The sequence below is a fragment of the Sphingomonas zeae genome (assembly GCF_014197135.1).
GTDB classification, from domain to species: Bacteria; Pseudomonadota; Alphaproteobacteria; order Sphingomonadales; family Sphingomonadaceae; genus Sphingomonas; species Sphingomonas zeae.
This window is the reverse complement of sequence record NZ_JACIFA010000008.1, coordinates 24,792-50,525: the sequence shown is the minus strand read 5'-3', so window position 1 is coordinate 50,525 and position 25,734 is coordinate 24,792. Positions and strand designations below refer to the sequence as shown.

The following is a 25,734-nucleotide window of genomic DNA, read 5'->3' as shown; positions in this document are numbered from 1 at the left end:
CAGGCTGAGCGGGGGCGGGATAAGCCCCCTCAGAAATCAAAAGAGAATTGCGCCGGTCCTAACAGGACACTGACGTATCCCTTTCAAATCCCCTCACCGGTCAGCCGCTGGCACACCATGTCGAGCTGATCGAGCGTCGAGTAGCTGAGGGTCAGCGTTCCGCCCTTCTCGCCATGGGCAATTCGTACCGACAGGCCGAGCAGGTCGGCCAGCTGGCTCTCCAGCGCCGCGATATCGGCATCCACCGCCTCGGCCCCCGTCGAAGCTTTGGCTGCCTCCTTCTCGTTCCCGTCCGAACCTTTGCGCCCACCGCCCTTGGCTTCGCGGGTCAGCTTCTCGGTCTCGCGAACGCTCAGGCCCCGTGCAATGACCTGATCGGCCAGTGACTCGACATCATCGGCGCCTAGCAGCGCACGGGCATGGCCCATCGACAGCGCGCCGCTGACCACCTGCCCCTGCACCGTGTCGGGCAATTCGAGCAAACGCAGCAAGTTGGCGACATGGCTGCGCGATTTGTGGACGATCTTCGCCAACGCCTCCTGCGTATGGCCGAACTCGCCTGCGAGGCGCTGATAGGCCTGCGCCTCTTCGATCGCGTTCAGGTCCTGACGCTGGATATTCTCGATCAGCGCGACTTCGAGCGTCTGCGCATCGTCGAAATCCCGGACGACGACCGGTACTTCGTGCAGGCGCGCGCGCTGGGCGGCCCGCCAGCGACGCTCACCCGCGACGATCTGATAGTCCTTGCCATGCGGGCGCACGACGATCGGCTGGATCAGCCCACGCGCCGCGATCGAGGCGGCGAGTTCATCGAGCGCGGCTTCCTCGAAATGGCGACGCGGCTGATCGGGGTGCGGTTGCAGCGAGCCGACGGGCAGCATCCGTACGCCACCCGGCGTCGGCTGATCGCCTGGCCGGATCGGCGCCTCGCGCGCGATATCACCGAGCAATGCCCCGAGACCCCGGCCGAGGCCAGGCCGCGGACGTTTGGCGGTCGTCTCGCCGCTCATGCCGCGGCCGCCCCCGGCTGGGTCCCGAGCGGCAGGCGGGCAATCAGTTCGCGGGCGAGCGCGATATAGGCCTGGCTGCCCACACACCGATGGTCATAGATCAACGCCGGCAGGCCATGGCTAGGCGCCTCCGACAGCCGGACGTTGCGCGGAATCACCGTATCGAACACCACACCTCCCAAAACCGCGCGCACATCGGCCGACACCTGGTCGGTCAGCCGGTTGCGCCGGTCATACATCGTCAACGCCACGCCCAGAATCGCCAGGCCCGGATTGAACCGTGCGCGAATCCGCTCGACCGTGGTCAGCAGCTGCGACAGCCCCTCGAGCGCGAAGAATTCGCATTGCAGCGGCACAAACAGCGAATCGGACGCGACCATCGCATTGATGGTCAGCAGCCCCAGCGAGGGCGGACAGTCGACCAGCACGATGTCCCAATTGCCTTGGGTCCGCCGCAGCGCATGGTCGAGCCGGTGTGTGCGATTCTCATAATCGACCAGCTCCAGCTCCGCCCCAGACAGGTCGACCGTTGCCGGTACGACGTCGAGCCGTGGCACCTGGCTATGAACCACCGCATCGTCGATCCGCGCCTCGCCCAGCAGCACATGATAGCTGGAGAACAACCGCTGGCTGTTGGGAATGCCAAGACCTGTCGAGGCATTACCCTGCGGATCAAGATCGATCAGCAGGACGTTCAGCCCCGTCGCCGCCAAAGCGGTCGCAAGATTGATGGCGCTGGTGGTCTTGCCCACCCCGCCCTTCTGGTTCGCGATAGCAACGCAGATCATCGGGCCTCTACTCGGTCGAAGATCACGATCGACGATTCCGCCGAAGTGATGCTATGTTCCACGTGAAACACGAAGCGCCATTGCCGCTTAAGGGTCTTGATTTCGCGCTCGTCCAGACGGCCGCGCGGGAGCAGCCACCGTGTATTCTGTTTGCCGCAGTGAAGGCCCGCGCGCAAAAGATTTTCGACCGTTGCCACGGCGCGAGCGGAAATAATATCGGCCTTGAGCGGCACTGCCTCTATCTTGGACGCATGAACCGTGACCCGGTCGGCCATGCCCAAGCCGTCGACACATTCCTGCAGGAACTCCGCCCGTCTCTTGCGGGGTTCGACCAGCGCGACGCGGCCCGGCCAGGCGATCGCCACGATCATCCCGGGAAAGCCACCCCCCGTGCCGATATCGATCCACTGCCCATCTGTCCGCTCCGCCAATGGAATCAGCTGCGCCGAGTCAACCGCATGGCGGCCCCAGATGGTGCCGATGGTCGACGGCGCGATCAGATTCTGCTGGTCATTTTCGACGACCACACGGTCGAGAAACCAGTCGATCCGCGCCGCTACATCCTCGCCAAATCGCTGCACGGCCCAGTCGCGTGCCTGATCCTCGTTCATGCGGCGACCTTTCGAGCGTAGAGGAGTACCGCCGACAGGGCAGCGGGCGTGATGCCGCGAATGCGCGAGGCCGCCGCCAGTGTGGCGGGGCGTGCCATGCTGAGCCGATCGATCATCTCCTGCGACAGCCCCGGAATCGCGGCATAATCCAGCTTCGAGGACAGGACGATCTGTTCATCGGCGCGCAGCCGCGCGACCTCCTCCGCCTGACGTTCGACATAAGGGGCGTAGCGGGCATCCTCCAACGTCTCGGCCAGCATGGCGGCATCGCAGTCCTGGCCCGCGTCTGGTGCGACATGCGCCAGCGTCACGCCATCAAAGCGCAACCATTCATAGGCGGTGCGCCGCGCGCCATCCTGCGCGATGGTGGCACCGGCTCGCGCCAGATCGGACGCGGTCCGCACCACGCCCAGCCGTTCGCGTAACGTCGCTTGCTGTTCCTGTCGCCGCCGCCGATGCGCCAGCCGCTCGGGCGACAGACATCCCGCCGCCTCGGCGATCCCGCCCAGCCGCGTTTCGGCATTATCCGCACGCAAGGACAAGCGGTATTCGGCGCGCGCGGTCAGCATCCGATAGGGCTCGGTCACACCCTGCAACACCAGATCGTCGATCATCACGCCCAGATAGCTCGACGCTCGATCGAGGATCACTGGCGACAGGTCACAGGCATAGGCCGCTGCATTGAGCCCCGCGATCAGCCCCTGCCCTGCTGCTTCCTCATAGCCGGTCGTGCCGTTGATCTGCCCCGCACAGAACACGCCCGTCAGCGCCCCCAAGGCCAATCGCCCATCGAGCGCACGCGGATCGATATGGTCATATTCGACCGCATAGCCGGGCAGCGTGATGACCGCGCGCTCAAGCCCCGGCATCGAGGCGATCATCGCCTCCTGCACATCGGTCGGCAGCGAGGTCGACAGGCCGTTGGGATAGACCAGCGGATCGTCCAGCCCTTCCGGTTCCAAGAAAATCTGATGGCTGTTGCGGTCGGCGAACCGCTTGATCTTGTCCTCGATCGACGGGCAATAGCGCGGCCCATTCGCCTCGATCGCGCCGGTGAACAGCGGCGAACGGTGAAAGGCCGCCGCGATGATCGCATGGGTCTCTTCGGTCGTTCGGGTGATCGCGCAAGCGATCTGCGGCAAGGGTCGTGCCGCCGTCATTGGCGACATGGTCCAGGGATCGGTGTCGCTAGGCTGCTCATCCAGCTTGGCCCAGTCGATGGTGCGGCCGTTGAGACGCGGCGGCGTGCCGGTCTTCATCCGCGCCATCGGCAGGCCCAGCGATCGCAACTGCTCGGCCATCCGGGTGGCCGAGCGCTCACCGATACGACCGCCCAGATGCCGTTCCTCACCCCGGAACAGTCGTCCGCCCAGAAACGTGCCGGTCGCCAGCACGACCGCCCGCGTCGGCAGGATCGTGCCATCACCCAGTTGGACGCCCGCCACATGGTCGCCGTCGAGGACTAGCGCCTCGGCCTCGCCTTCGACGATGGCCAGATTGGGTTGCGCTGCCAGCATCGCCTGGATCGCCGCGGCATAGCGCTGTCGGTCCGCCTGGACCCGCGGTCCTTGGACCGCCGTGCCCTTGCTCCGATTGAGCATCCGGTAATGGATCGCGCCCTGATCCGCCGCGCGACCCATCAGCCCGTCAAAGGCATCGACCTCGCGCACGATATGGCCCTTCCCCAATCCGCCGATCGCCGGATTGCAGGACATGGCACCCAGGCCATGACGATCGAAGGACAAAAGGGCCGTCCGCGCCCCCCGGCGCGCAGCCGCCGCAGCAGCCTCGGTTCCCGCGTGACCACCACCGATCACTACGACATCAAACATGTTCCCGCCCTACCGGAACGGCAGGGCAGCGTCAAAGCGATCTGTGGTTAACGTTCCACGTGGAACACTCACTTCCCAAGACAAAAGCGGCCAAAAAGCGCATCGAGCATTGTCTCGGTCGCGCTGACGCCCAGCACTTCCGCCAACGCCTGTCGGGCCACCCGCAATTCCTCGGCCATCAACAGGATGTCAGCGCCGGGCGCCGCGAGCAGCGCATGGGCGGCGCGGCGGCATTGTTCCTGCTGATGCCGCTTGAACCCGATCGCATCCTCGCGCGGCAGCAGCGCCGCGGCGGTCTCCGCAATCACGCCCCACACACCCGCGACGCTGGCATCATCGTCGCGACGAACCGCCAGTCGCCGGCCCTCCGGCAACTCTTCGCGCCCAGGCAGATCGGCGCGCGAATGGAGCCAGATCGCATCGGCGCGCGGCGGGGGCGTGTCCGCCATCCACACCAGGATATCCGCTTGCAGGATCGCCTCCTGCGCGCGGGTCACGCCGATCGCTTCGATCACGTCGGCGGTATCCTCCGCCAACCCGGCAGTATCGGTCAGAATATAAGCCACGCCGCCGCGCAACACGCTCGCCTCGATCCGGTCGCGGGTCGTGCCCGCGATTGGCGAGACGATGGCGGCCTCACGCTCGACCAGCAGGTTGAGCAGGGTCGACTTGCCGCTATTGGGCGGCCCGGCCAGCACCACCCGAATGCCGTCATGAAGCCGGTCGACCGGCGGCCGCTCCACCACCTCCAGCATGGCGATGGCAAGTGCGTGCATCTCGCTTTTGATCCGCGTCACCGCCGCGCCGTCGAGCGGCACATCATCCTCTTCTGCGAAGTCGAGCATTGCCTCGATCATCGCGGACAGCGCCGCCAGCTGGTCCATCCAGCCGCGCACCGCTTGGCTCACCCGCCCCTCGACAGCATGGATCGCGGCACGGCGCTGGCGCTCGGTCTGGGCTTCAAGCAGATCGGCCAGCCCCTCCGCCTCGGCCAGGTCGATACGACCGTTGAGCAGCGCGCGGCGGGTAAACTCGCCCGGCTCGGCACGGCGGACGCCCGGCTGCTCGGCCAAGGCATTCTCCACCGCCGCCACGACAGCCCGACCGCCATGGCAGTGCAACTCAACCAGATCCTCGCCCGTCGCGGTTGCCGGACCGGGGAAGCACAGTATCAACGCCGAGTCCAACACGGCCCCCGCTCCGTCCTTCAGCGTTCGCAGGCTGGCGCGACGCGGCTCGGGCAAGCGCCCGCCCAGCCGCTCGGCCGTGCCGAAGGCGGCCGGACCGCTGACCCGGATCACCGCGATCGCGGCAGGGGGCTGTCCGCTGGAAACGGCGAAGATCGTATCGGCCATGGTGGGGATCAGCCCTTCTGTCCCTCGAACATCCGCCGCCACATGGTCATGCCCGCCTCGCCCATCGGCGCCCAGTTGCGCATCATGGCCTCGATCATTTCAGGCTTCACTCCCGACTGCATCGTGTCGAGCATCATCTGGACATAGCGTTCATGGATCGGCGTCAGGTCGGGCAATCCCATCGCGCGGCGCGCCTCCTCGGGCGTGCAGTCGATTTCCACATTCACTTTCATGCGCCATTCTCCTCACGCGACCAACTGAGGCATAAGACGTTATCGTCGCGACGACCACAGGAGACCCGCATGACCGGAACCAAGACCATCGCTGCCGCAGAGGGCGACGGCGCGTTCAACGCCTATTTCGCCGCGCCGGAGGGGAAGCCGACCGCCGCAATCATCGTCATCCAGGAAATCTTCGGCGTGAATGCAGGCATCCGCCGCAAATGCGACACCTTGGCCGAAGCGGGGTATCTGGCGGTTGCCCCCGACCTTTTCCACAAGATCTCCCCTGGCATCGAGCTTGACCCGGACGTGCCCAACGAGATGCAACAGGCGCTCGATCTGATGGGCCAGTTCGACCAGGACGGCGGCATTCGCGATATCGAGGCCACGATCAAGGCGATCCGCGCAGAGCTTGGTGCGGACCTCAAGGTCGGCGTGGTCGGCTACTGCTTGGGCGGGCGACTCGCCTTTATGACCGCGGCGCGGACCGATGTGGATGCCAGTGTTGGCTATTACGGGGTCGGCATCGACGGCCTGCTGGGCGAAAAGAACGCCATCGCCAAGCCGGTCCTGCTCCACATTCCGGAGGAGGATCACTTCGTCGACAAGGACGCGCAGCGGCGGATGCACGAAGGGTTGGACGATCACCCTAGGGTCACGCTGTACGATTACCCCGGTGAGGATCACGGCTTCGCGACCGAATTCGGCCAGCGCCGGTCGGAGGATTCGGCCAGGCTGGCGGACGAACGCACCATGGCGTTCTTTGCGGAGCATCTCCGCTGACACAATAAAAGGGGGGAGCCAGCCGCTCCCCCCTTTCCTGTTACGCCGCCTTGGCCAGCGCTTCGGCGATCAGCTTGCGGCTGTTATCCACACCGTAGAGCGCGATGAAGCTGCCCATGCGCGGCCCTTGGGCGGACCCCAACAGCGTTTCGTACAGCGCCTTGAACCAGTCGCGCAGCGACGGGAAGGCATCGGTCTTGCCGATCTCATAGACGATATTCTGGATGTCCTCGGCACTTGCCCCCGCCGGGAGAGCCGCGAGTTGCGCATCCAGTTGGCACAGCGCTTCAGCCTCATGCGGCTCGGGCGCGCGGCGCTGGAGCGTCGGCGCGACGAAATCACGGGCATAGGCCAGCGCATGGTCGATCAACCGGTCGAGCTCCGGGTATTTCTCCGCGGACGCCTCGGGCACGTAATTGGCGAGATAGCCCCAGACTTGCTCCTTGGTCGCCTCGCCCATCACCCCGACCAGGTTGAGCAGCAGGCCGAAGGTCACCGGCAATTCCCCTTCGGGCAGCTTGCCGTCATGGATGTGGTGCACCGGATTGCCCAACTGCTCCTTAAGCGACTGGTTGGGATAATTGACCCGAAACTGCCAATATTCGTCCACCGCGCGCGGGATGACGCCCATGTGCAGCTGCTTGGCCTTTTTCGGTTCGCGATAGGCGAAGAAGGCCAGGCTCTCCTCCGGTCCATAGGTCAGCCACTGGTCAAGGCTGAGGCCGTTGCCCTTGGACTTGGAAATCTTCTCGCCATGCTCGTCGAGGAACATCTCGTAATTGAAGCCCTCGGGCGGACGGCCGCCGAGCACGCGCGCGATCTTCGACGACTGGGTGACCGAGTCGATCAGGTCCTTGCCCGCCATCTCATAGTCGACGCCCAGCGCGACCCAGCGCATCGCCCAGTCGACCTTCCATTGCAGCTTGGACAGGCCGCCCAGTGCCGACTGGACGATCCGCTCGCCCTCATCCTCGAAGGCGATCAGGCCCGCTTCGGCGTCGACCACCTCGACGGGTACCTGCAGAACGATGCCCGACTTGGGACTGATCGGCAGGACAGGCGAATAGGTGGCGCGACGCTCGGCACGAAGCGTCGGGAGCATCACGTCCTGGATACCTTGGAAGTGCTTGAGCACCAGCCGCAGCGCATCATCAAACCGGCCCGAGGTATAATAGTCGGTCGACGAGGCGAATTCGTAATCGAAGCCATAGCGGTCGAGAAACTGGCGCAGCAGCGCATTGTTGTGCGCGGCGAAGCTGTCGAATTTCTCGAACGGATCGGGCACCTGGGTCAGCGGCTTGCCGAGATGCTCACGCAGCATCTCCTGGTTCGGCACATTGTCCGGTACCTTGCGCAGGCCGTCCATGTCGTCCGAAAAGGCGATCAGCCGGGTCTTCTGGTCCGACAGGGCATGAAAGGCGTTGCGGACCATGGTGGTGCGCAGCACTTCGTTGAACGTGCCGATATGCGGGAGCCCTGAGGGACCATAGCCCGTTTCGAACAGGATCGGCGCACCGCCCGGCTTGCCGTCGGGATAGCGTTTGAGGAGCTTGCGAGCCTCCTCATAGGGCCAGGCCTTGGACTCGAGAGCGGTGGAGCGGAGTTCGTCTGTCATGGCTTTGCCTCTGGCAAGGCGGGGCGTGATGCACAATGGGTTTTGCATTATGCACCGGTTGTGCACGGAGTTATCCACAGGCGTCGTGTTCCACGTGGAACAAACAATGGCGGTCCTCCTTAGCTTTCCCTCCCCCATCCCCTCCCGCCTGCGGGAGGGGCGTGCTTCGTCGAGGCGTCACGCCCGCCCCACGCTGTTAGCCCCTCCCGCAAGCGGGAGGGGTTTGGGGAGGGCGTCGCCCCAAGCTATTTGCTCAATGAGTCACCCCAAATCCCCCCACCCCGTTGCCAACCTGTTCCCACTCCCCCACATCAAAAGCGTGACTTCCCTCCCCCACCCCGCCCTTCATGCCAGCCATAGCGGTGTGTGGATTTCGACCCAGGGGCAGACCCGTGCCGTCTCACGCGGAGAGGCGATCGGGCTGGCGTCCGAAACCCCGGTCATCCTGCTCAATGCGCCATTGATCGGACAGCGGCTGGGCTATGCCGAGCTGTCCGGCCTCGACATCCTTGAGCTCTTCGCCTTCCTCCGCCCCGCGCAATTCGCGGTGCCGACACCACATGGTCTGGCCCAGGCGTGCGGCATGGAACCGCCGGAGAACGACGCGCAGGTCGCGGCCTTTTTGCTCGGCGCAACCGAGGCGCTACTCGCCCTGCCCGACGGCGCGTGGCCCGAACGCGAAGGCGCATGGACTGCCGCGCAGAGCCTCGCCCGGCTTCGCTGGCCCTGGGCGCCGCTGATCGGCCCGCGCCTGACCCGGCCCGAGCGCAACGAGCGATGGCTGTTCAGCGCGCTGCCCGAATGGGAGGAGGACGCCCCCCGCCCCGCCCCGCGCACCATCGACCTGCCGCCCGCCGATGCCGAGGATCGCCTGCGCCACCTGACCGGCGAAGGCGCGGAGGAACGCCCCGGCCAGCGCGCCTATGCCGCCGCCGTCACCGCCGCCTTCGCGCCGCGCGCGGTGCGCGACACGCCGAACATGGTGCTGGCCGAAGCGGGGACCGGGATCGGCAAAACCCTGGGTTATCTCGCTCCCGCCAGCCTCTGGGCGGAGCGGGCAGGCGGCGCGGTGTGGATCTCGACCTATACCAAGGCGCTACAACGCCAGTTAAGCAGCGAGACGACGCGCCTTTTCCCCGATCCCGTGCTGCGCAAGGAACGCGTCGTCACCCGCAAGGGCCGCGAGAATTATCTGTGCCTGCTCAATCTGGAGGATGCGCTGCAAGGCGGGTTCGCCGGGCGTGCGGCGGTACTCGCGCAACTGGTCGCGCGCTGGGCGGCCTATAGTAGCGACGGCGATATGGTGGGGGGCGACCTGCCCGGCTGGCTGACCACGCTGTTCCGCCGCAACGGCTCGGCCGCGCTGACCGACCGGCGAGGCGAGTGCGTCTATGCGGGCTGCCCGCATTATCGAAAGTGCTTCATCGAGCGGGCGGCGCGAGCGTCGGTGCAGGCGGACATCGTCATCGCCAACCATGCGCTGGTCATGGTCAACGCGGCGCGCGGGCGCGAGACCCAGACGCGGCCGACCCGCTATGTCTTTGACGAGGGGCATCATCTGTTCGACGCAGCGGACTCGATGTTCGCCACCGCGCTGACCGGATCGGAGACGATCGAACTGCGCCGCTGGATTCTCGGTCCCGAAGCCGGGTCGCGTGGCCGCCGCCGGGGTCTGGCCGCGCGGCTGTCCGATGTCGCCAGCTATGACGAGGGCGGCAATCGCGCGATCGGCGATGCGGTGCAGGCGGCGCATGCGCTGGCGAGCGAAGGCTGGTTGGGGCGGCTGGCGGAGGGCCAGCCCTTTGGCCCGATCGAAACCCTGCTGGCGGCCGTGCGCGGCCTGGCCTTTGCACGCGCCGAGCAGCCCGGTGATGCGGGCTATGGACTGGAGACCGAACTCGCCGACCCATCGCCCGAACTGATCGACGCCGCCGGACCCGCTGCCCATGCGCTCGACGCGCTGCTCCGCCCCCTGGTCACGCTTGGTCAGCGGCTCGAGGCGGTGCTGCACGAAGCCCCCGACTGGCTGGATGGTCCGGCGCGCGCGCGGGTGGAGGGAGCGATCGCTTCGCTCGGCTGGCGGGCAGAGACGGTCGCGGCCTGGCTGTCTCTGCTCGCCCGGATCGGCGGGCCGGTCGATCCCGACTTCGTCGATTGGCTGGCGGTCGACCGGGTCGAGGGTCGTGAATATGATATCGGGCTGCACCGCCACTGGCTCGATCCTACCCGTCCCTTTGCCGAAATCGTCCTGAAACCCGCGCACGGCGCCCTCGTCACCTCGGCAACCTTGCGAGCTGGCGGAGACTGGGACGTGGCGGAGGCGCGGACGGGGGCGCCGCATCTGGCGCGTGGCCCTGCTCATTTCGTCGCCGCCAGCCCCTTCGATTATCCCGAGCGGGCCGAAGTGCTCATCGTCACCGATGTGAAGCGCGGCGACATTCCGCAGCTCGCCAATGCCTATGCCCGACTGATCGCGGCGGCCAAGGGCGGAACGCTGGGCTTGTTCACCGCGATCCGGCGTTTGCGCGGGGTGCATGGCCGGATCGCCGACCGACTGGCACGCGACGGGCTGGCGCTGCACGCGCAGCATGTCGACCCGATCGATACCGGGACATTGGTGGATATCTTTCGCGACGACCCGTCCGCCTCTTTGCTGGGTACTGATGCGTTGCGCGATGGGGTGGACGTGCCCGGCTCCTCGTTGCGCCTCGTCGTGATGGAGGGCGTGCCCTGGCCCAAGCCGACCGTCCTCCACGCCGCACGCAAGTTGGCAGGGGGCGGCAGCGCCTATGACGATCGCATCGTCCGCGCCCGGCTGGCCCAGGCGTTCGGACGACTGATCCGACGGGCGGACGATCGCGGCGCCTTTGTCCTGTTGTCCGCTGCCATGCCATCGCGGCTGCTCGATGCCTTTCCGCAGGGCGTGGCGATTTCCCGCGTCACGCTGGACGAAGCGGTCGCGCGCGTTTCGGGCCGACTATCCTCCGACACGATGATAGGGCATGGAAAAGGTGAAATCCTGCCAGCCGCCGCGACGGAGATTCCAGATCGATGAAGACGCTGACGCTGCTTCGCCATGCCAAGTCCAGCTGGGACGATCCGATCTCCCGCGATTTCGATCGTCCGCTCAACGCCAAGGGACGGCGCGCAGCGGTGATGATCGGGCGGCAGTTGAAATCGCTGGACCTGCGCTTCGATCATATCGTCGCCTCGCCCGCGGTCCGGGTGATCGAGACGCTGGATGAGGTGTGGAGCGGCTATGGCCGCAAGCTGGAACCCGTATGGGACAAGGCGATGTATCTCGCCTCCGCGGCCAGCCTGCTCGATCTGGTCCATGCGCTGCCCGAAGCGGCGGATCATGTCCTGATGGTCGGGCATAATCCGGGGCTGGAGGATTTGGTCCTCGATCTGACGCTGGACGGCGAGTTGCGCGAACGGGTGGAAGACAAATATCCGACCGCAACCGTAGCGCAGATGACACTGCCGGTCGATCGGTGGCCCGACGCGCGGGCGCATAGCGCGACGCTCGTCGCATTCATCCGCCCGCGTGATCTGGATCCGACGCTGGGGCCGGATACGCCTTAGGCCACCCTCCCCTTCACCACCGGGCGCGCCCTCCCAAGCCCAGCTTGGGGAGGAACGCTTCATTTCTTGCCTTCGAGCATGGCCTTCAGCCCGGACAGCGCGCCGAGCGGCCCTGCTTCGTCCTCGCTGATGACGCCCGCTTCCTTCAGCGTCGCCGCCGCATTCGGGCTGCGGGGAAAAGGATCGAGCGACAGTGCCATGGTTTCGGCCGCCGCCTCACCTAGGTCGATCGTGCCGCCCTCGATCTCGATCGTGTCGAGCGAATCCTCCGACAGCTCGATTTCCTCCTCGGTGCCGTGGCCCGAGGGCTCGACGAAGCGCAGCGCCACCGGCTCGTCGACCTTGGCCGGGACCGGATCGCCCGTCACCGAGCAGGGCTGCACCACCGCGCCCCGCACCGTGCCGGTCACCAGGATACCCGCCGCGTCGCGCCGTACGACCAAATCGGCCGACAGCGCGTCGATCGCCAGCAGCCCGAACCGCCCGGCCAAAGCGCGGCGTTCGTCGGGGGTGGTATCGATCGACACGGGCTTTTCGCGCTCACCGATGACGTCGATTTTTTCGAGGCGGCTCCATTCGGGGATCACGGCAATTCTCCAAGGGTGAGGCGAGCGAGCGAAACGGCCGCCAATCGCTCATGTAGGATGCAAAGCGCCTCACGAACATGGGCAACCGCGCCGCTGTCGGCGGGCGCCTGGCCCCGGTACAGGTTGCGCACGAGCGCGGCGTCCATTGTCGCCGCGTCCCCGGCCAGTCCTTCTCGATAGGCGGTCAGGCGGCCACCGAGCATCGCCATCATCCGGCCGATATGCTTGCCGACCACGATATCGCCGATGCCGAGTTCGCGAAGTTGCCCGTCCATGTCGGTGACGAAACGCTCGGTCAGCCGCGCCGCCATCTCCGTGCCCTCGGGCAGCGCCTCCAGTCGGATCAGGACCAGCGACAAAATGGCGGCGATCATGTCGAACCGGCCATCGACCGTATCGGGCACCGCGCCGTCCAGATACCAATGCGGCTGGCGGGCGCGCAGCACCACGGCATTGTAAAGTGGCAACGCCGCATCCCCATCGCGTCCGAAATAGCGTGCGATTGTCCGCTTGAGCCAGCCTGAGGCCACCCGCCCCTCCCCTTTTCCCTGCACGATCATCATGCACGATCACACCGCGCCATGCTTGTGCGCGCCCTTCCCTTCGCATATCGAGGGGGCGACGGTCGAGCGGATCGATCGCCAGTGCTGACACCCGCGTAGTGCGGCCGATTTCCGGCCCGGAGATGATGATGAGCGTTTCTTCCACCCGGCTCGCCGCCCTTGGGCTCGGCTTGGCCATGGCCGTGGGCGCCTGTACGCCACTGCGGTCGCATCAGGGCTATGTGGTCGACACCGATCTCGTCAACTCGATCCAGCCGGGCGTCGACAACCGCCAGTCGGTTCTCCAGACGCTGGGCACGCCGACGATCAGCAGCCAGTTCAACGGTGGCGACTGGTATTATGTCGCACGCGACAGCCGCAATCTGGGCTATACCCTGCCCCATCCGGTGTCGCAGATCACCTTGCAGATCAGTTTCGACCAGGCGGGCAACGTCACGACGATCCGCCGTGCGGGCGTCGATCAGGTCGCGGACATCTCGCCCTATGGCAAGACCACGCCAACCCTGGGCCGTTCGCGCGGCTTCTTCCAGGATCTGTTCGGCAATATCGGCGCGGTCGGCGCGCCGGGTGCCGGCCCCGGCCAGGGCGGCATGGGCGGCGGGCGCACCCGGCCGTAATCCCAACCCATTTTTCCTCGCTCCGTTCGCACTGAGCGAAGTCGAAGTGCACGTTTCAACGCTGGCCAGGGACTCCCTTGGCCTTCGACTTCGCTCAGGCCGAACGGAGGTTGGGGCGGATGCCTTAAAGGGATGCTCCCTCCCCCGTTTGGCCGCGTCGCCTGATAAGCAACGACGCGGCCGTGCCGTGCTTGGACCGGCACGATCCCGAAGGGGATGGGATCGGGCCTGCTAACGCCCCAAAACCAAAATGGGTTCGCAAGCGGGCCTATTTCCCGCCAGCGAACCCATCATACCGTAGCGGCACCGGGGCAGCGCCCCGGTACGCGCCCTTACTGATTCATCGAGTCGAAGAAATCCTCGTTGGTCTTCGAGTTCTTCATCTTGTCGAGCAGGAACTCCATCGAGTCGATCGTGCCCATCTGCATGAGGATGCGGCGTAGCACCCACATCTTGGACAGCTTGTCCTTCTCGACCAGCAGCTCTTCCTTGCGGGTGCCCGACTTGCCGACGTCCATCGCCGGGAAGATACGCTTGTCCGCCACCTTGCGGTCGAGGACGATTTCGGAGTTGCCGGTGCCCTTGAACTCTTCAAAGATCACTTCGTCCATGCGGCTGCCCGTGTCGATCAGCGCAGTGGCGATGATCGAGAGCGAGCCACCCTCCTCGATGTTGCGCGCCGCGCCGAAGAAGCGCTTAGGCCGCTGGAGCGCGTTCGCATCGACACCGCCGGTCAGCACCTTGCCCGACGAGGGCACGACGGTGTTATAGGCGCGGCCGAGACGGGTGATCGAGTCGAGCAGGATGACGACATCCTTCTTGTGCTCGACCAGCCGCTTGGCCTTTTCGATCACCATCTCGGCGACCTGGACGTGGCGCTGCGCCGGTTCGTCGAAGGTCGAGGACACGACCTCGCCGCGCACCGAGCGCTGCATGTCGGTGACTTCTTCCGGGCGCTCGTCGATCAAGAGGACGATCAGGAAGACTTCGGGGTGGTTGTCGGTGATCGCCTTGGCGATGTTCTGCAACATCACCGTCTTACCCACGCGCGGGGGCGCGACGATCAGCGTGCGCTGGCCCTTGCCCTGGGGGCTGACGATGTCGATGACACGCGCCGACTTGTCCTTCTGGGTCGGGTCGGCGGGGTCGAGGATCAGCTTCTGCTCGGGGTAGAGCGGCGTGAGATTGTCGAAATTGACCCGGTGGCGAACCGCTTCCGGGTCATCGAAATTGACCGAGGTCAGCTTGGTCAGCGCGAAATAGCGCTCGCCATCCTTGGGGGCGCGAATCTCGCCTTCGACCGTATCGCCGGTGCGCAGGCCATGCTTGCGGACCTGATTGGGCGAGACATAGATGTCGTCGGGGCCGGCCAGATAATTCGCCTCCGGGCTGCGCAGGAAGCCGAAGCCGTCGGGCAGCACCTCGATGGTGCCCAGGCCCATGATCTGGTCGCCCTGCTCCGCCTGTTCCTTCAGGATGGCGAACAGCAGGTCCTGCTTGCGCAGCGTCGACGCGCTCTCGACCCCCAATTCCTCGGCCAGCTGCACGAGGTCGGCGGGGGTTTTCTTCTTGAGGTCTTTCAGATGCATGATCGGTCCGGATGGTCGGAGGGCGTCGGTCGGCGAGGATCGCAGCGAAACGAGGCGTATCGATAAGGAAGCGTACCCGACGCGAGGACCGCGCCGTACACAGCCGGAGTTAGGATTCGGAGGGAGCCAAGTCAATGGGGAATACCCATCGCTGCCTGAGACTCACGCCCCTCCCGCAGGCGGGAGGGGATGGGGAGGGATAGCCGCGGGCGATGTCCTCGGTGAGACTCCCTGCCCTCCCCCAACCCCTCCCGCTTGCGGGAGGGGAGTAAGAAGTGCCCTCCCGCCTGCGGGAGGGAAGAAGAAGGCGTCAGAACGGCTTGATGACGACCAGCACCACGATGATCGTTGCCGCCAGCGCGGGCACTTCGTTGATCATTCGCAGCTGCTTGCCGCTGAGCTTCATCTGCCCGCGCGCCAGCTTCTTGGCATAGCCGACCATCCAGCCATGATAGCCGCTGAGCAGCAGCACGAAGGCCAGCTTGGCATGCAGCCAGCCCAGCCCCGGAACGCCCGAGAACAGCCCCAGCGACGCCGCCAGCAGCAGGCCCAGCACCCACACCGCGATCATCGCGGGCGTCAGGATGATACCGCGCAGCTTACCCTCGCGCTCGACCCAGCGCGCTGCGTCGGTGGTGTCGCCGGCGACCAGCGCCTCCTGATGATAGACCAGATAGCGCGGCATCATGAACAGCCCTGCCATCCAGAAGATCACGAAAATGATGTGCGCGGCCTTCACCCATTCATAGGCGGCCCCCAACAGTCCGATCATGCAGCACTCCGTACGCGGGCGATCAGCCGCTCGACATGCGCGATCGGCGTGTCGGGCAGGATGCCGTGTCCCAGGTTGAAGATATGCGGTCGCTCGCGGAAGGCCGCCAGGATATGGTCGACCGCCTTGTCCAGCGCCCCGCCCCCGGCGATCAGCGCCAGCGGATCGAGATTGCCCTGCACCGGCAGCCCCTTGGGCAGATAGGTGTCGGCCCAGACCGGATCGACCGTCTCGTCCAGCCCGACCGCGTCCACGCCGGTTTCGCGCGCATAAGGGGGCAGCTTGCCCCCAGCCCCCTTGGGGAAACCGATCACCGGCACCCCCGGACAGCGCGCGCGGAAACCCTCCACGATGGCGGCATTGGGGGCGATCACCCAGCGCTCGAACTGCGCTGGGCTTAGCGAGCCCGCCCAACTGTCGAACAGCTGCACCGCCTCGACTCCGTTCGCCACCTGCCCCGCCAGATAGTCGATGGTCATGGTCACGATCGCATCGATGATCGCGCCGAAGCCGGCTGGGTCGGCATAGGCGAAGCGCCGCGTCTCGCCCTGGTCCTTGGACCCCTGCCCCGCCACCATATAGGTCGCGACCGTCCAGGGAGAGCCCGCAAAGCCCAGAAAGCTGGTCTCGGACGGCAACTGGCCCGCGACCCGTGCCACGGTGGCATAGACCGGATCGAGCCGCTCAGGGACGCTCTGCAAGGCATTCAGCGTCTGATCGACCAGGGCGGGCGCGAGACGCGGCCCCTCCCCCGCTCCGAAGCTGAGGTCCTGGCCCAGCGCCCAAGGCACCATCAGGATATCGGAGAACAGGATCGCGCCGTCGAAACCAAATCGACGGATCGGCTGCACCGTCACTTCGGCAGCAGCCTCGGGATCGGTGGCGAGCGCGAGGAAACCGCCCTTCTGTGCCCTCAGCTCACGATACTCGGGCAGATAGCGACCGGCCTGGCGCATGAGCCACATGGGTGGTGTCGCCAGCCGCTCACCCGACAGAACGGCGAGCAGGGGCTTTCGAATCGGAACGTCGGTCAGGAGACCCCCCTTCTTCTATTCAAGAAGATTCTAAGAATGGATTGTTGAAGTGGTTGGCACGTTGGTTGTCGGGATTATGCGGCTCTCCCCGATATGCCAACACGTTGACTCAAGGGGAATCGCCGATTCAACGGGATTCGGATTCATCGCCCCCATAACTCACAGCCTGTGGAAAAGAATCGGGCCTGTGGGATTCGTTGTGAACGAATCATCGCTTATCCACCGCCGTCGAGCCGCTTGGCCGGTCGGCGAAGTTACGCTACCGATTCTCGCCATGTTATCCACAGAGTCATTCCCGTGCCGATGACGACACGGCTCCACCTGCACCTGCTGTCCGATTCCACCGGCGAAACGCTGGAGAACATCGCGAAGGCGGCACTGGCGCAATATGACGATGTGGAAACCGTCCGGCATTTCTGGCCGATGGTCCGCACCGAAAGCCATCTGGAGCGCATCCTGCAGGAGATTGCGCAGAATCCGGGGCTGGTGATCTACACCCTGGTCAACCTGGCGACCCGGCGTATCCTGGAAAGCCGGTGCCATGCACTGGGCCTGCCCATCGTCGCGCCGCTCGACCCGGTCAATGCGGCGCTGTCGGGACTGCTCGGCCAGCAGGCCAAGATGCGGCCCGGCCGCCAGCATGTTCTCGACGCCGCCTATTTCGCGCGCGTCGATGCGATCCAGTTCACCATCGCCCATGACGACGGCATCGCGTGGGAGGAATGGGAAGAGGCCGATATCGTGCTGGCGGGCGTCAGCCGCTCGTCCAAGACGCCGACCTCCATCTATCTTGCCAATCGTGGGTACAAGACCGCCAACATCCCCATCGTGGTCGAAAGCCCCCCGCCCCCGTTTCTGTTCACGCTCAAACGGCCTTTGGTCGTGGGACTGACCACCAGCGCCGACCGGCTGATCGCGATCCGGCGCAACCGGCTTTTGTCGCTGAACCAGGCACCCGACACCGATTATGTCGAGCAGGAGGCGGTGAACCGCGAGCTGACCTTTGCCCGGCGGATGTTCGCCGACAATGATTGGCCAGTGATCGACGTCACCCGCCGCTCGATCGAAGAGACGGCGGCGGCGATCATCTCGCTGGTGAATCAGAGAAAGGCCGAGGCATGATTATCCTGGCGTCGCAAAGCGCCTCGCGCCGGGCGATGCTCGATGCGGCGGGCGTGGCCTATGAGGCGCTGCCCGCGCGGGTCGACGAGGCGGGCGTCAAGGCGGCGATGGCGGGTGCCTCCCCCCGCGACCTGTCGGATGCGCTGGCCGAGCTGAAGGCGGTGAAGGTCTCCGCCAATGCCGGGCCGGTGCCGGTGCTGGGGTCCGACTCGATCGTGGCGCTCAGCGATGGCACGCTGCTCGACAAACCGGAAACCCGCGAAGAGGCGGCCGAGCATTTGACGCGGATGAGCGGCGGGAGCCACGAATTGTGGAGTGCCGCCGTCATCGCCGAGCATGGCCGTCCCGTCTGGCGGCATGTCGAGCGCGCCAAGCTCCATGTTCGTCCGCTCTCGCCTGCCTTTATCGATCGCTATCTTACCCAAGAATGGCCCGCCATCGCGGGCTGTGTCGGTTGTTTCCGGATTGAGGGACCCGGGGTCCAGCTCTTCTCGCGGATCGAGGGGAGCCATTTCACGATCCTCGGTATGCCGTTGCTCCCCGTACTGGGATATTTGCGCGAACGTGGCTGGATGCCCGCCTGATGGCCCTTCCGTATGCCGAAGTGATCGGCGATCCGATCGCCCATAGCAAATCACCGCTGATCCACGGTTTCTGGCTGAAGGCGCTGGGGATCGAGGCCGAGTATCGCGCCACCCATGTCGCTCCGCACGCGCTGTCCGGCTATTTCGCCGAACGAAAGGCAGACCCGGACTGGCGCGGCTGCAACATCACCGTGCCGCACAAGATCGCCGCGCTGGAGCATGTCGAGGATCGCGGTGACGTGCGGCGTGCGATCGGGGCGATCAACACCGCGTTTCGCGACGCGGATGGCGCATTGATCGGCACCAACACCGATGCGGCGGGTTTCGCCGCGCCGCTCAGCCGCTTCGATCTGGCGGGCCAGCCGGTGACGGTGATCGGGGCAGGGGGCGCCGGGCGTGCGGTGCTGTACGCGCTGGCGGGTATCGGTGTCGGGCCGGTGACGCTGTTCAATCGCGATGTGGAAAAGGGGGCGGCGCTGCTGTCGTCCTTCGGGCTCGAAGGTCAGGCCCGTCCTATTGGGGATGCGGTGCCGCCCGGCGCGTTGGTGGTCAACGCGACCAGCCTGGGCATGACCGGCCAGCCGCCGCTCGACCTCGACCTGTCGGCTTTGCCGCAGGACGCCGTCGTCTATGACATCGTCTATGCGCCGCTCGAAACCGGCTTGCTGGCGGCGGCGCGGGCGAGGGGGCTGGCGACGATCGACGGGCTGGAGATGCTGATCGGCCAGGCGGCCGTCGCGTTCGAGCGGTTCTTTGGCGCCGCCCCACCGCGCGAGCGCGACGCCGAACTGCGCGACATCCTGCTGCGATGATCGTCCTCGGGCTGACCGGCTCGATCGGCATGGGCAAGTCGACCGTCGCGCAGATGTTTCGCGACGAAGGCGTGCCGGTGTTCGACGCCGATGCCTGCGTTCATCACTTGCAAGGCCCCGGCGGGCGGCTGGTCCCCGCGATCGAATCGGCCTTTCCGGGCACGACGGGGCCGGAGGGGGTGAATCGCGCGGCGCTGGGACAGGCGGTGCTGGGCGACGATGCCGCGATGCGCCGACTGGAGGCGATCGTCCATCCGGCGGTGCAGGCCGAACGTGCGGCCTTTCTGGCGGCACATGCCGGGGCTTCGCTGGTGGTGGTCGACGTGCCGCTGCTGTTCGAAACCGGTGGTGACAAGGCTGTGGATAAGGTGTTGGTGGTTTCGGCAAAACCCGATGTCCAAGAGGCGCGGGTGTTGAAAAGGCTTGGCATGACCAAAGCCAAATTTGCCGCCATCCTGGCCCGCCAAATGCCCGATGCCGACAAGCGCGCGCGCGCCGATCATGTCGTCGCGACCGACATTCCTTTGGCCGAAACCCGCGAAAAAGTGCGGACTTTGATCGCTTGCATGACCGCCTCCGAAGGCCGATAGTCGGTTCATGAGAGAGATCGTTTTCGACACCGAAACGACAGGGTTCAAATTTTCGGAAGGCGATCGGCTGGTCGAGATCGGCTGTGTCGAGCTGGTCAACAGGGTCGAGACGGGGCGGACCTATCACGCCTATTTCAATCCCGAACGGTCGATGCCCGCCGAAGCGCAGGCCGTCCACGGGCTGTCCGATGCGTTCCTGAAGGACAAGCCGGTCTTTGCCGAGGGCGTGGCCGCGTTTCTGGACTTTATCGGCGACGCGCCGCTGATCGCGCACAACGCGACCTTCGACTTCGGCTTCATCAATGGCGAGCTGGGTGCGCTCGGCTTCCCGCCGGTCTGTGAAAAGACCCGGATGGTCGATACGCTGTCGATCGCGCGCAGCAGGCATCCGGGGGCCAAGCATACGCTCGACGCGCTCTGCTCGCGCTATGGCATCGACCGGTCGCACCGTGTCCTGCACGGCGCGCTGCTCGATGCGCAGCTGCTGGCGCAGGTCTATGTCGAGCTGATGGGCGGGCGGCAGATCGGTCTGGGCCTGCTCGCCGAGACGAGCGTGGAGGCCGGACCGATCATCGTCGCCCGCGCGCCGGCCCGCGTTCGCCCGCCGCGCAGCTTCCGTCCCAGTGATACGGAACTTGCCGCCCATGCGGCGTTTCTAAAGGGTATCACCGATCCGATTTGGGGGGCCGAGGCGTCCGGTTGACGCCACGGGACAGGCCAAAAAGGACCGTCCCAGTCGTGTAAGTCAAGGAGAAGACGATGGATATCCGGATTTCTGGTCATCAGGTCGAAACGGGCGACGCGCTGCGGACCCATGTGACGGACCGGCTTCAGGGTATCGCCGAGAAATACTTCGCCCGCGCCATCTCGTCCGAGGTGACGTTCGGCAAGGGGCCGCACGATGTCGGCTTCAAATGCGATATCGTCATGCATGTCACTCGCGGCCTGGTGCTGAAGGGCCGTCATGATGCGCAGGACGCGCATCTGTCCTTCGACGGCGCGGCGACCAAGATCGAAAAACAGCTTCGCCGCTATTCGCGCCGCCTGAAGGACCGCAACCAGGGCCAAGCGATCGAACTGGCCGAAGCCGGCGCCTATGATGCGGGCTATACCCTGTTCGCCGAGCAGATGGATGAGGATGAAGCGGGCGATGCGCCCCTGATCATTGCCGAGACGCGCGTCGACATTCCCGATGCCAGCGTGTCCGACGCGGTGATGATGCTCGATCTGCGCAATACTGCCGCACTCTTGTTCAAGAATTCGGGAACGGGATCGTATAACATGGTCTATCGCCGGGGTGACGGAACCATAGGCTGGGTCGAACCGCAACGCGGCGGCACAGCCGGATAAACTCTATCGTTATTCCGCGCGGGCCGTTAATAGGCGGTCCGCGCGTGGGGGCGCACCGGACGGAACCATGAACGACTTCAGCGATCTGTTGCGCCACGATACGGTGCTGGCGGGCATTGCCGCCGCCAACAAGAAAACCCTGTTTCAGGCGCTGGCGGCGGCTGCCGCCCGGCCCGCCGGTCAGGATGCCAAGCTCCTGACCGACGTTCTGCTCGAACGTGAGAAGCTCGGGTCTACCGGATTTGGCGGCGGCGTGGCCATTCCGCATGGCAAGGTGGCAGGGCTGACGCAGATCGTCGGCGTCTTCGCGCGCCTGGCACAGCCGGTGGATTTCCAGGCCGTCGACGATATGCCGGTCGATCTGGTCTTCGCGATGTTCTCCCCCGCTGATGCGGGTTCGGCCCATCTTAAGGCGCTGGCCCGCATTTCGCGGCGGCTGCGCGACAAGGGCTTCGTGGCCAAGTTGCGCGGGGCGGGTTCGCCCGATGCGATCTGGGCGCTGCTCACCCAGGACGAGGCGCGTGACGCCGCGGCCTGAAGGCGAGGCGGCGCATTTTCGGGCGCTGGAAACGCTTTATGCCCAGGCACCGATCAACCGCCTGTTCGACTCCACGCTCGACATCACCGAGCCAGGGATAGCGCGCATCCGTTTCCGGGTGGACGAGCGACATTATCACGCGGCGGGTGCGGCGCATGGCACGAGCTATTTCAAGATGCTCGACGATGCGGCCTTTTATGCGTGCAACAGCCTGGTCACCGACCGTTTCCTGCTGACGACGCAGTTCAACCTGCTGCTGACCCGCCCGATGAAGGCGGGGGAGGTGGTGGCCGAGGGGCGCTGGGTCAGCGGACGGCGGCGGGTATTCGTCGCCGATGCACGGTTGATCGATGCCAGCGGCGAGGAAGTGGCGCGCGGTACCGGCACCTTCATGCGCTCGCAAATCGCCTTGGCGGGTCTGCCCGGCTATCGGACAGCCTGAGCGCGATGGACGGTCGCCTGCCGAGCCATATGCTGGTCACCGCGCTGCTGCGCCGGATGAACGACAGCGGCGGCATGGGCATGGTCCTGGCCAAGGGCGATCCGCAGGGCGGCGGCATCCTGGTGATCGTGATCGATGCCGATCGCCGCGAACGCGTGCTGGAGCGGGGCATCGGTCCGGATGGCCGAACCGCGCTGATCGAATCGACCCCTGCAAACGATATTTTAAGCTATTGGCAGAGGCGGAGGGCGCGCGATCCCGACTTGTGGGTCATCGAACTGGATGGCGCTGCGGCGGAACGGTTCACCGCTGAAACGATCCTGCAACATTGACGAACCCGGCCGGATCGGCCACGAGCGCCGCATCGTAGTTTCGCGTTGTGCTTATCGGGTGCGATCCGGTGGGTTACGCAGTCGGGGGGAAGCCCGGACGAGCGCCTTTGGGCAATGCTCGGGTCCGTGATCCAACCGCATGTCTGTTTGAATGAATGACCGTTTTCAAGCGAGTCGCGGCGTCCGCTGCCATGGCTCTATCTCTGGCGGGCCTTCTCGCCACCAGCACCCCCAGCCTCGCGACCAATGTCGCTGGTGTTGCTGCCACTCCAGTCAGTGCGATGACTGTTTCCGGGATCAACGCCGCCGATCTGGCGATGGTTCCCCAGAGCGCCCGGGCCACCATGTCGGCGCTCCCCGATTTTTCCCAGGTTTCTGAAGGCGATGAGGACGGCGACTATGATTCGCTGGCCGACGCCGTGGCCGATCAGGACGAGATCGCGTCGAGCGAAGAGCTCCGCTGTCTGGCTGGCGCCATCTATTTCGAGGGTCGCGGCGAACCGCTGGCGGGCCAGCTCGCCGTGGCGCAGGTCATCCTGAACCGTACCAAGTCGGGCCGCTTCCCCACCGGCGTATGCGACGTCATCAAGCAGCGCGGGCAGTTCAGCTTCGTGCGTCGCGGTGAAATCCCGGCGGTCAGCCCGTCGCGCAGCGCCTATCGCACTGCCGTCGCGGTCGCCAAGGTCGCGCTGGCCCAGGCCTGGGACAGCACCGCAGGCAAGGCGCTGTACTTCAACACCCCGGGCAACCGTCCCGGCGCCCGCGTCCAGAAGGTCGCGGCAATCGGCAACCACATCTTCTATCGTTGACCTTTGCGGCCCCGGTACCGGGGCTTTGCTTTGTTCGTCAAATGTTCTAAGCGGGTGGCATGTTGGACATGCCGCCCGCTTCGTGCGTCGACGATCCGCTATCGCCGCTCTGCGCCGCCGATGTCGCGCGCGGCGTCACCCGGATGCTGCTCCGCCACGACCTTATCGCCATAGCCGAAGTCCCGCTGGAGGGCGGCCGCCGTGCCGATCTGATGGCGCTCGACGCGCGGGGACAAGTCGTGGTGGTCGAGATCAAGGTGTCGCGCGCCGATTTGCTGGGCGATGGCAAATGGCCCGATTATCTGGCGCATTGCGACCGTTTCTACTGGGCGGTCCCGGCGGGGTTCGACTGGTCGCCGCTGGAGAATGCCGCGTTTCTGCCCGAGCGGACCGGGATCATCGTCGCCGACCGCTACGACGCCGCGATCGTGCGTGAGGCGCATAGCGTGCCGCTGCCTGCGCATGTGCGGAAGAAGGCGACGCTGAATTTCGCGCGAAGGGCTGGGCGGCGGATGATCGGGTTGACCGATCCTGATGCGGGGATGTGATTCCCCACGCCCCGAAATTGCCCAACCCTCACCGCGTCAAAACCAGCGTCACGATCGACTGCGGCGGCGCGACGTCCCCCGCCACCTCCGCGGCCTTGTGCCCCGCATCGGTGACGATCATCCGCCGCTGCCACCGCCCCGGCACCGCCACCGTCAGCGGGCGAGGGGACAGGCCCGGATTGACATGGACCAGCACCAGCCGCCGTCCATCCGCCGACAATGCGCCGACCGTATCCATATCGTCCACCGGCACCAGCCGGTCGCCGGGCCGGATGTAACGGCTGAACTGCGCCATCGCCCAATATTTACCCGTCACATGGATCGCATGAGGCTGGTCGGCCGAACCCATCAGATCGGCCTTTACGATGCCCCAGTTCGATCCCTTCTCGCCCTTGCGGGTGCTGAGATCCTCGACCGCCTGCCAGAACACCCAGGCGGCGGGCTCCAGCCGCTTCAGATCGCCGACGACATGCTCGGCAAAGGCCAAAGGCGTCGCCATGCCGGTCAGGTCTTCGGGATCGCCCGACAGCGGCGTGTCGTTCTCGCTCATCCACAATTTGATGCCGGAGGAACGGGCGATGTCGCGCACGGCGGTCTGATGGACCGTGCCATAGCTGTGGACGTTCAGCTGCCCGATCGCCGCGCGGGTGGCGGGCGGATAGGCGGCCCAATCCTGGACGAACAGGTTGGAGGCGGTTTCATCGGGCGCGGCGACGACAGCAGCCAGTCCCTTCGCCTTCAGCGCGGCGGCGGTCGCATCGATCATCTGCGCCTGGCGGGCGGGGCTCCAGTGCGCGCCCTCCTGGGTGTTGGCGGCGAACCAATAGCTGGTGTTGGGCTCGTTGACCGGCGACAGGGTACGGAAAGTCAGGTGATGTCGCCGCTGCAATTCCTGGGTGACGCGTACCAGATAGGTGGCGAAGGCGGCTTCCTGGCCGGGGCGCAGATTGTCGTCACTGCCCTTCTCGGCGCCCGACACCCGGCCGCTGACCGTCATGAACCAGGGCGGCGAATTGGAGAAGGCCTCGAAGATCGGCTGCTTCACCCGGGCGGTGATCGCGTCCAGCCACCAGCGTTGGTTGGCATCCTGTCCCCAGTCCCACATGCTCGGATCATCGGCGCGCCACCAGTCCTTGCCGGTCACGCCCGCCGGTTGCCGCCAGAAGCCCGGCACCGCGCGTCCTACCTTCATATAGGGGGGCGTGTCGGCCGCATTGCCGCCGCCGATATTGTAGCGCGCGATCGTCCAGCCCAGCCCTTGCGGCCCATAGAACAGATCGGCCAACCGCGTCCGCTCCGCCTCGGGCCAACCGCCGGTGACATGCGCGAACCAGGCGAGCGCGGTGCCCCAGCCCTCGAACACCGTGGCGGGCCGGTCGATCGCGGGGCGTAACGTCATAGGGACCGGGCGATCGGTGGCTGGCGTGGCGACCTGCGCTTCGGCTGTGCCGGATCCCAGGATCAGCGCCAGCGCAGCGGCCGCCAGACGGCCCTTGCGACGGATCGTTCCGTTCTTCATCCCGGCTTCTCCCCTGCGCGGACGCTATCAAACGTCAGACTATAGTCGCACGGCTAACAGGTCCGTCAATCCATGATGCTATTGTCATAAATCGAGCGCCGCTTCTTCCTTTCCCCTTGTCGTGCT

General features: G+C 65.7%; 28 protein-coding genes. 15 read left to right on the top strand and 13 right to left on the bottom strand.

Features of this window, described 5'->3' with window-relative positions; translation table 11 throughout:
- Positions 1-83: 83 nt before the first annotated feature.
- From GGR45_RS12725 to GGR45_RS12700, 6 genes are all read right to left on the bottom strand, one after another.
- Positions 84-1,010, bottom strand: a complete 927-nt coding sequence (locus GGR45_RS12725; protein WP_175311141.1) for a ParB/RepB/Spo0J family partition protein — start codon at positions 1,008-1,010, stop codon at positions 84-86.
- The gene (locus GGR45_RS12720) at positions 1,007-1,798 is read right to left on the bottom strand and encodes a ParA family protein (RefSeq protein ID WP_175311140.1); all 792 of its coding nucleotides are present in this window, start codon (positions 1,796-1,798) and stop codon (positions 1,007-1,009) included. The genes GGR45_RS12725 and GGR45_RS12720 overlap by 4 nt, the downstream gene beginning before the upstream one ends.
- On the bottom strand, positions 1,795-2,409 hold the full coding sequence (rsmG, locus tag GGR45_RS12715; protein WP_175311139.1) for a 16S rRNA (guanine(527)-N(7))-methyltransferase RsmG: 615 nt from the start codon (positions 2,407-2,409) through the stop codon (positions 1,795-1,797). The genes GGR45_RS12720 and rsmG overlap by 4 nt, the downstream gene beginning before the upstream one ends.
- Entirely contained in the window at positions 2,406-4,241 is a 1,836-nt protein-coding gene (gene mnmG, locus GGR45_RS12710; protein WP_175311138.1) for a tRNA uridine-5-carboxymethylaminomethyl(34) synthesis enzyme MnmG, read from the bottom strand. Before mnmG ends, rsmG begins: the two co-directional genes overlap by 4 nt.
- Before the next feature lie 68 nt (positions 4,242-4,309).
- Positions 4,310-5,596 carry a tRNA uridine-5-carboxymethylaminomethyl(34) synthesis GTPase MnmE gene (mnmE, locus tag GGR45_RS12705; RefSeq protein ID WP_175311137.1) on the bottom strand — a complete coding sequence of 429 codons (1,287 nt, stop codon included), beginning with the start codon at positions 5,594-5,596 and terminating at the stop codon, positions 4,310-4,312.
- Between the two features lie 8 nt (positions 5,597-5,604).
- On the bottom strand, positions 5,605-5,829 hold the full coding sequence (locus GGR45_RS12700; protein WP_175311136.1) for a DUF6489 family protein: 225 nt from the start codon (positions 5,827-5,829) through the stop codon (positions 5,605-5,607).
- Positions 5,830-5,898: 69 nt separating this feature from the next.
- Between GGR45_RS12700 and GGR45_RS12695 the strand changes: the two genes are divergently transcribed.
- Entirely contained in the window at positions 5,899-6,600 is a 702-nt protein-coding gene (locus tag GGR45_RS12695) for a dienelactone hydrolase family protein (protein ID WP_175311135.1), read from the top strand.
- Between the two features lie 40 nt (positions 6,601-6,640).
- Here the strand turns inward: GGR45_RS12695 and GGR45_RS12690 are convergent, their stop codons facing one another.
- Complete coding sequence (locus GGR45_RS12690; protein ID WP_175311134.1) at positions 6,641-8,215, bottom strand: lysine--tRNA ligase; 1,575 nt, start codon at positions 8,213-8,215, stop codon at positions 6,641-6,643.
- Between the two features lie 319 nt (positions 8,216-8,534).
- On the opposite strand from GGR45_RS12690, the gene GGR45_RS12685 reads away from it, so the two are divergent.
- The gene (locus tag GGR45_RS12685) at positions 8,535-11,270 is read left to right on the top strand and encodes an ATP-dependent DNA helicase (RefSeq protein ID WP_175311133.1); all 2,736 of its coding nucleotides are present in this window, start codon (positions 8,535-8,537) and stop codon (positions 11,268-11,270) included.
- Positions 11,267-11,800 (top strand): SixA phosphatase family protein, encoded by a 534-nt coding sequence (locus tag GGR45_RS12680; RefSeq protein ID WP_175311132.1) that lies wholly within the window; start codon positions 11,267-11,269, stop codon positions 11,798-11,800. The genes GGR45_RS12685 and GGR45_RS12680 overlap by 4 nt, the downstream gene beginning before the upstream one ends.
- Before the next feature lie 59 nt (positions 11,801-11,859).
- Here the strand turns inward: GGR45_RS12680 and GGR45_RS12675 are convergent, their stop codons facing one another.
- Together GGR45_RS12675 and GGR45_RS12670 are read right to left on the bottom strand one after the other, a co-directional pair.
- Positions 11,860-12,387, bottom strand: a complete 528-nt coding sequence (locus GGR45_RS12675; RefSeq protein ID WP_175311131.1) for a YceD family protein — start codon at positions 12,385-12,387, stop codon at positions 11,860-11,862.
- On the bottom strand, positions 12,384-12,950 hold the full coding sequence (locus tag GGR45_RS12670; protein ID WP_246358212.1) for a ubiquinol-cytochrome C chaperone family protein: 567 nt from the start codon (positions 12,948-12,950) through the stop codon (positions 12,384-12,386). Before GGR45_RS12670 ends, GGR45_RS12675 begins: the two co-directional genes overlap by 4 nt.
- 128 nt (positions 12,951-13,078) lie before the next feature.
- On the opposite strand from GGR45_RS12670, the gene GGR45_RS12665 reads away from it, so the two are divergent.
- Positions 13,079-13,567 carry an outer membrane protein assembly factor BamE gene (locus tag GGR45_RS12665; RefSeq protein ID WP_246358211.1) on the top strand — a complete coding sequence of 163 codons (489 nt, stop codon included), beginning with the start codon at positions 13,079-13,081 and terminating at the stop codon, positions 13,565-13,567.
- A gap of 332 nt (positions 13,568-13,899) precedes the next feature.
- On the opposite strand, the gene rho is transcribed toward GGR45_RS12665, so the two are convergent.
- From rho to hemE, 3 genes are all read right to left on the bottom strand, one after another.
- On the bottom strand, positions 13,900-15,156 hold the full coding sequence (gene rho / locus GGR45_RS12660; RefSeq protein ID WP_007405231.1) for a transcription termination factor Rho: 1,257 nt from the start codon (positions 15,154-15,156) through the stop codon (positions 13,900-13,902).
- 310 nt (positions 15,157-15,466) lie between these two features.
- Positions 15,467-15,928, bottom strand: a complete 462-nt coding sequence (locus GGR45_RS12655; protein ID WP_175311130.1) for a CopD family protein — start codon at positions 15,926-15,928, stop codon at positions 15,467-15,469.
- Entirely contained in the window at positions 15,925-16,947 is a 1,023-nt protein-coding gene (gene hemE, locus GGR45_RS12650) for a uroporphyrinogen decarboxylase (protein WP_175311245.1), read from the bottom strand. Before hemE ends, GGR45_RS12655 begins: the two co-directional genes overlap by 4 nt.
- A gap of 318 nt (positions 16,948-17,265) precedes the next feature.
- On the opposite strand from hemE, the gene GGR45_RS12645 reads away from it, so the two are divergent.
- From GGR45_RS12645 to GGR45_RS12595, 11 genes are all read left to right on the top strand, one after another.
- A complete protein-coding gene (locus GGR45_RS12645; protein WP_175311244.1) occupies positions 17,266-18,084 on the top strand; it encodes a pyruvate, water dikinase regulatory protein in 819 nt (272 codons plus the stop codon).
- Positions 18,081-18,668, top strand: a complete 588-nt coding sequence (locus GGR45_RS12640) for a Maf family protein (protein WP_175311129.1) — start codon at positions 18,081-18,083, stop codon at positions 18,666-18,668. The genes GGR45_RS12645 and GGR45_RS12640 overlap by 4 nt, the downstream gene beginning before the upstream one ends.
- On the top strand, positions 18,668-19,480 hold the full coding sequence (gene aroE / locus GGR45_RS12635; RefSeq protein WP_175311128.1) for a shikimate dehydrogenase: 813 nt from the start codon (positions 18,668-18,670) through the stop codon (positions 19,478-19,480). Before GGR45_RS12640 ends, aroE begins: the two co-directional genes overlap by 1 nt.
- Positions 19,477-20,070 carry a dephospho-CoA kinase gene (gene coaE, locus GGR45_RS12630; RefSeq protein WP_175311127.1) on the top strand — a complete coding sequence of 198 codons (594 nt, stop codon included), beginning with the start codon at positions 19,477-19,479 and terminating at the stop codon, positions 20,068-20,070. The genes aroE and coaE overlap by 4 nt, the downstream gene beginning before the upstream one ends.
- 7 nt (positions 20,071-20,077) lie before the next feature.
- Positions 20,078-20,773, top strand: a complete 696-nt coding sequence (gene dnaQ / locus GGR45_RS12625; protein WP_175311126.1) for a DNA polymerase III subunit epsilon — start codon at positions 20,078-20,080, stop codon at positions 20,771-20,773.
- A 56-nt stretch (positions 20,774-20,829) separates the two neighbouring features.
- A complete protein-coding gene (gene hpf, locus GGR45_RS12620; RefSeq protein ID WP_175311125.1) occupies positions 20,830-21,420 on the top strand; it encodes a ribosome hibernation-promoting factor, HPF/YfiA family in 591 nt (196 codons plus the stop codon).
- A gap of 67 nt (positions 21,421-21,487) precedes the next feature.
- Positions 21,488-21,958 (top strand): PTS IIA-like nitrogen regulatory protein PtsN, encoded by a 471-nt coding sequence (ptsN, locus tag GGR45_RS12615; protein ID WP_175311124.1) that lies wholly within the window; start codon positions 21,488-21,490, stop codon positions 21,956-21,958.
- The gene (locus GGR45_RS12610; RefSeq protein WP_285139183.1) at positions 21,942-22,400 is read left to right on the top strand and encodes a PaaI family thioesterase; all 459 of its coding nucleotides are present in this window, start codon (positions 21,942-21,944) and stop codon (positions 22,398-22,400) included. Before ptsN ends, GGR45_RS12610 begins: the two co-directional genes overlap by 17 nt.
- A gap of 5 nt (positions 22,401-22,405) precedes the next feature.
- A complete protein-coding gene (locus GGR45_RS12605; protein WP_175311122.1) occupies positions 22,406-22,732 on the top strand; it encodes a DUF1491 family protein in 327 nt (108 codons plus the stop codon).
- A 191-nt stretch (positions 22,733-22,923) separates the two neighbouring features.
- The gene (locus tag GGR45_RS12600) at positions 22,924-23,541 is read left to right on the top strand and encodes a cell wall hydrolase (protein ID WP_246358209.1); all 618 of its coding nucleotides are present in this window, start codon (positions 22,924-22,926) and stop codon (positions 23,539-23,541) included.
- Between the two features lie 59 nt (positions 23,542-23,600).
- Complete coding sequence (locus GGR45_RS12595) at positions 23,601-24,089, top strand: MmcB family DNA repair protein (protein WP_175311120.1); 489 nt, start codon at positions 23,601-23,603, stop codon at positions 24,087-24,089.
- Between the two features lie 28 nt (positions 24,090-24,117).
- Here GGR45_RS12595 and GGR45_RS12590 read toward each other — a convergent pair whose 3' ends face one another.
- Complete coding sequence (locus tag GGR45_RS12590) at positions 24,118-25,608, bottom strand: glycoside hydrolase (protein ID WP_175311119.1); 1,491 nt, start codon at positions 25,606-25,608, stop codon at positions 24,118-24,120.
- Positions 25,609-25,734 lie beyond the last annotated feature (126 nt).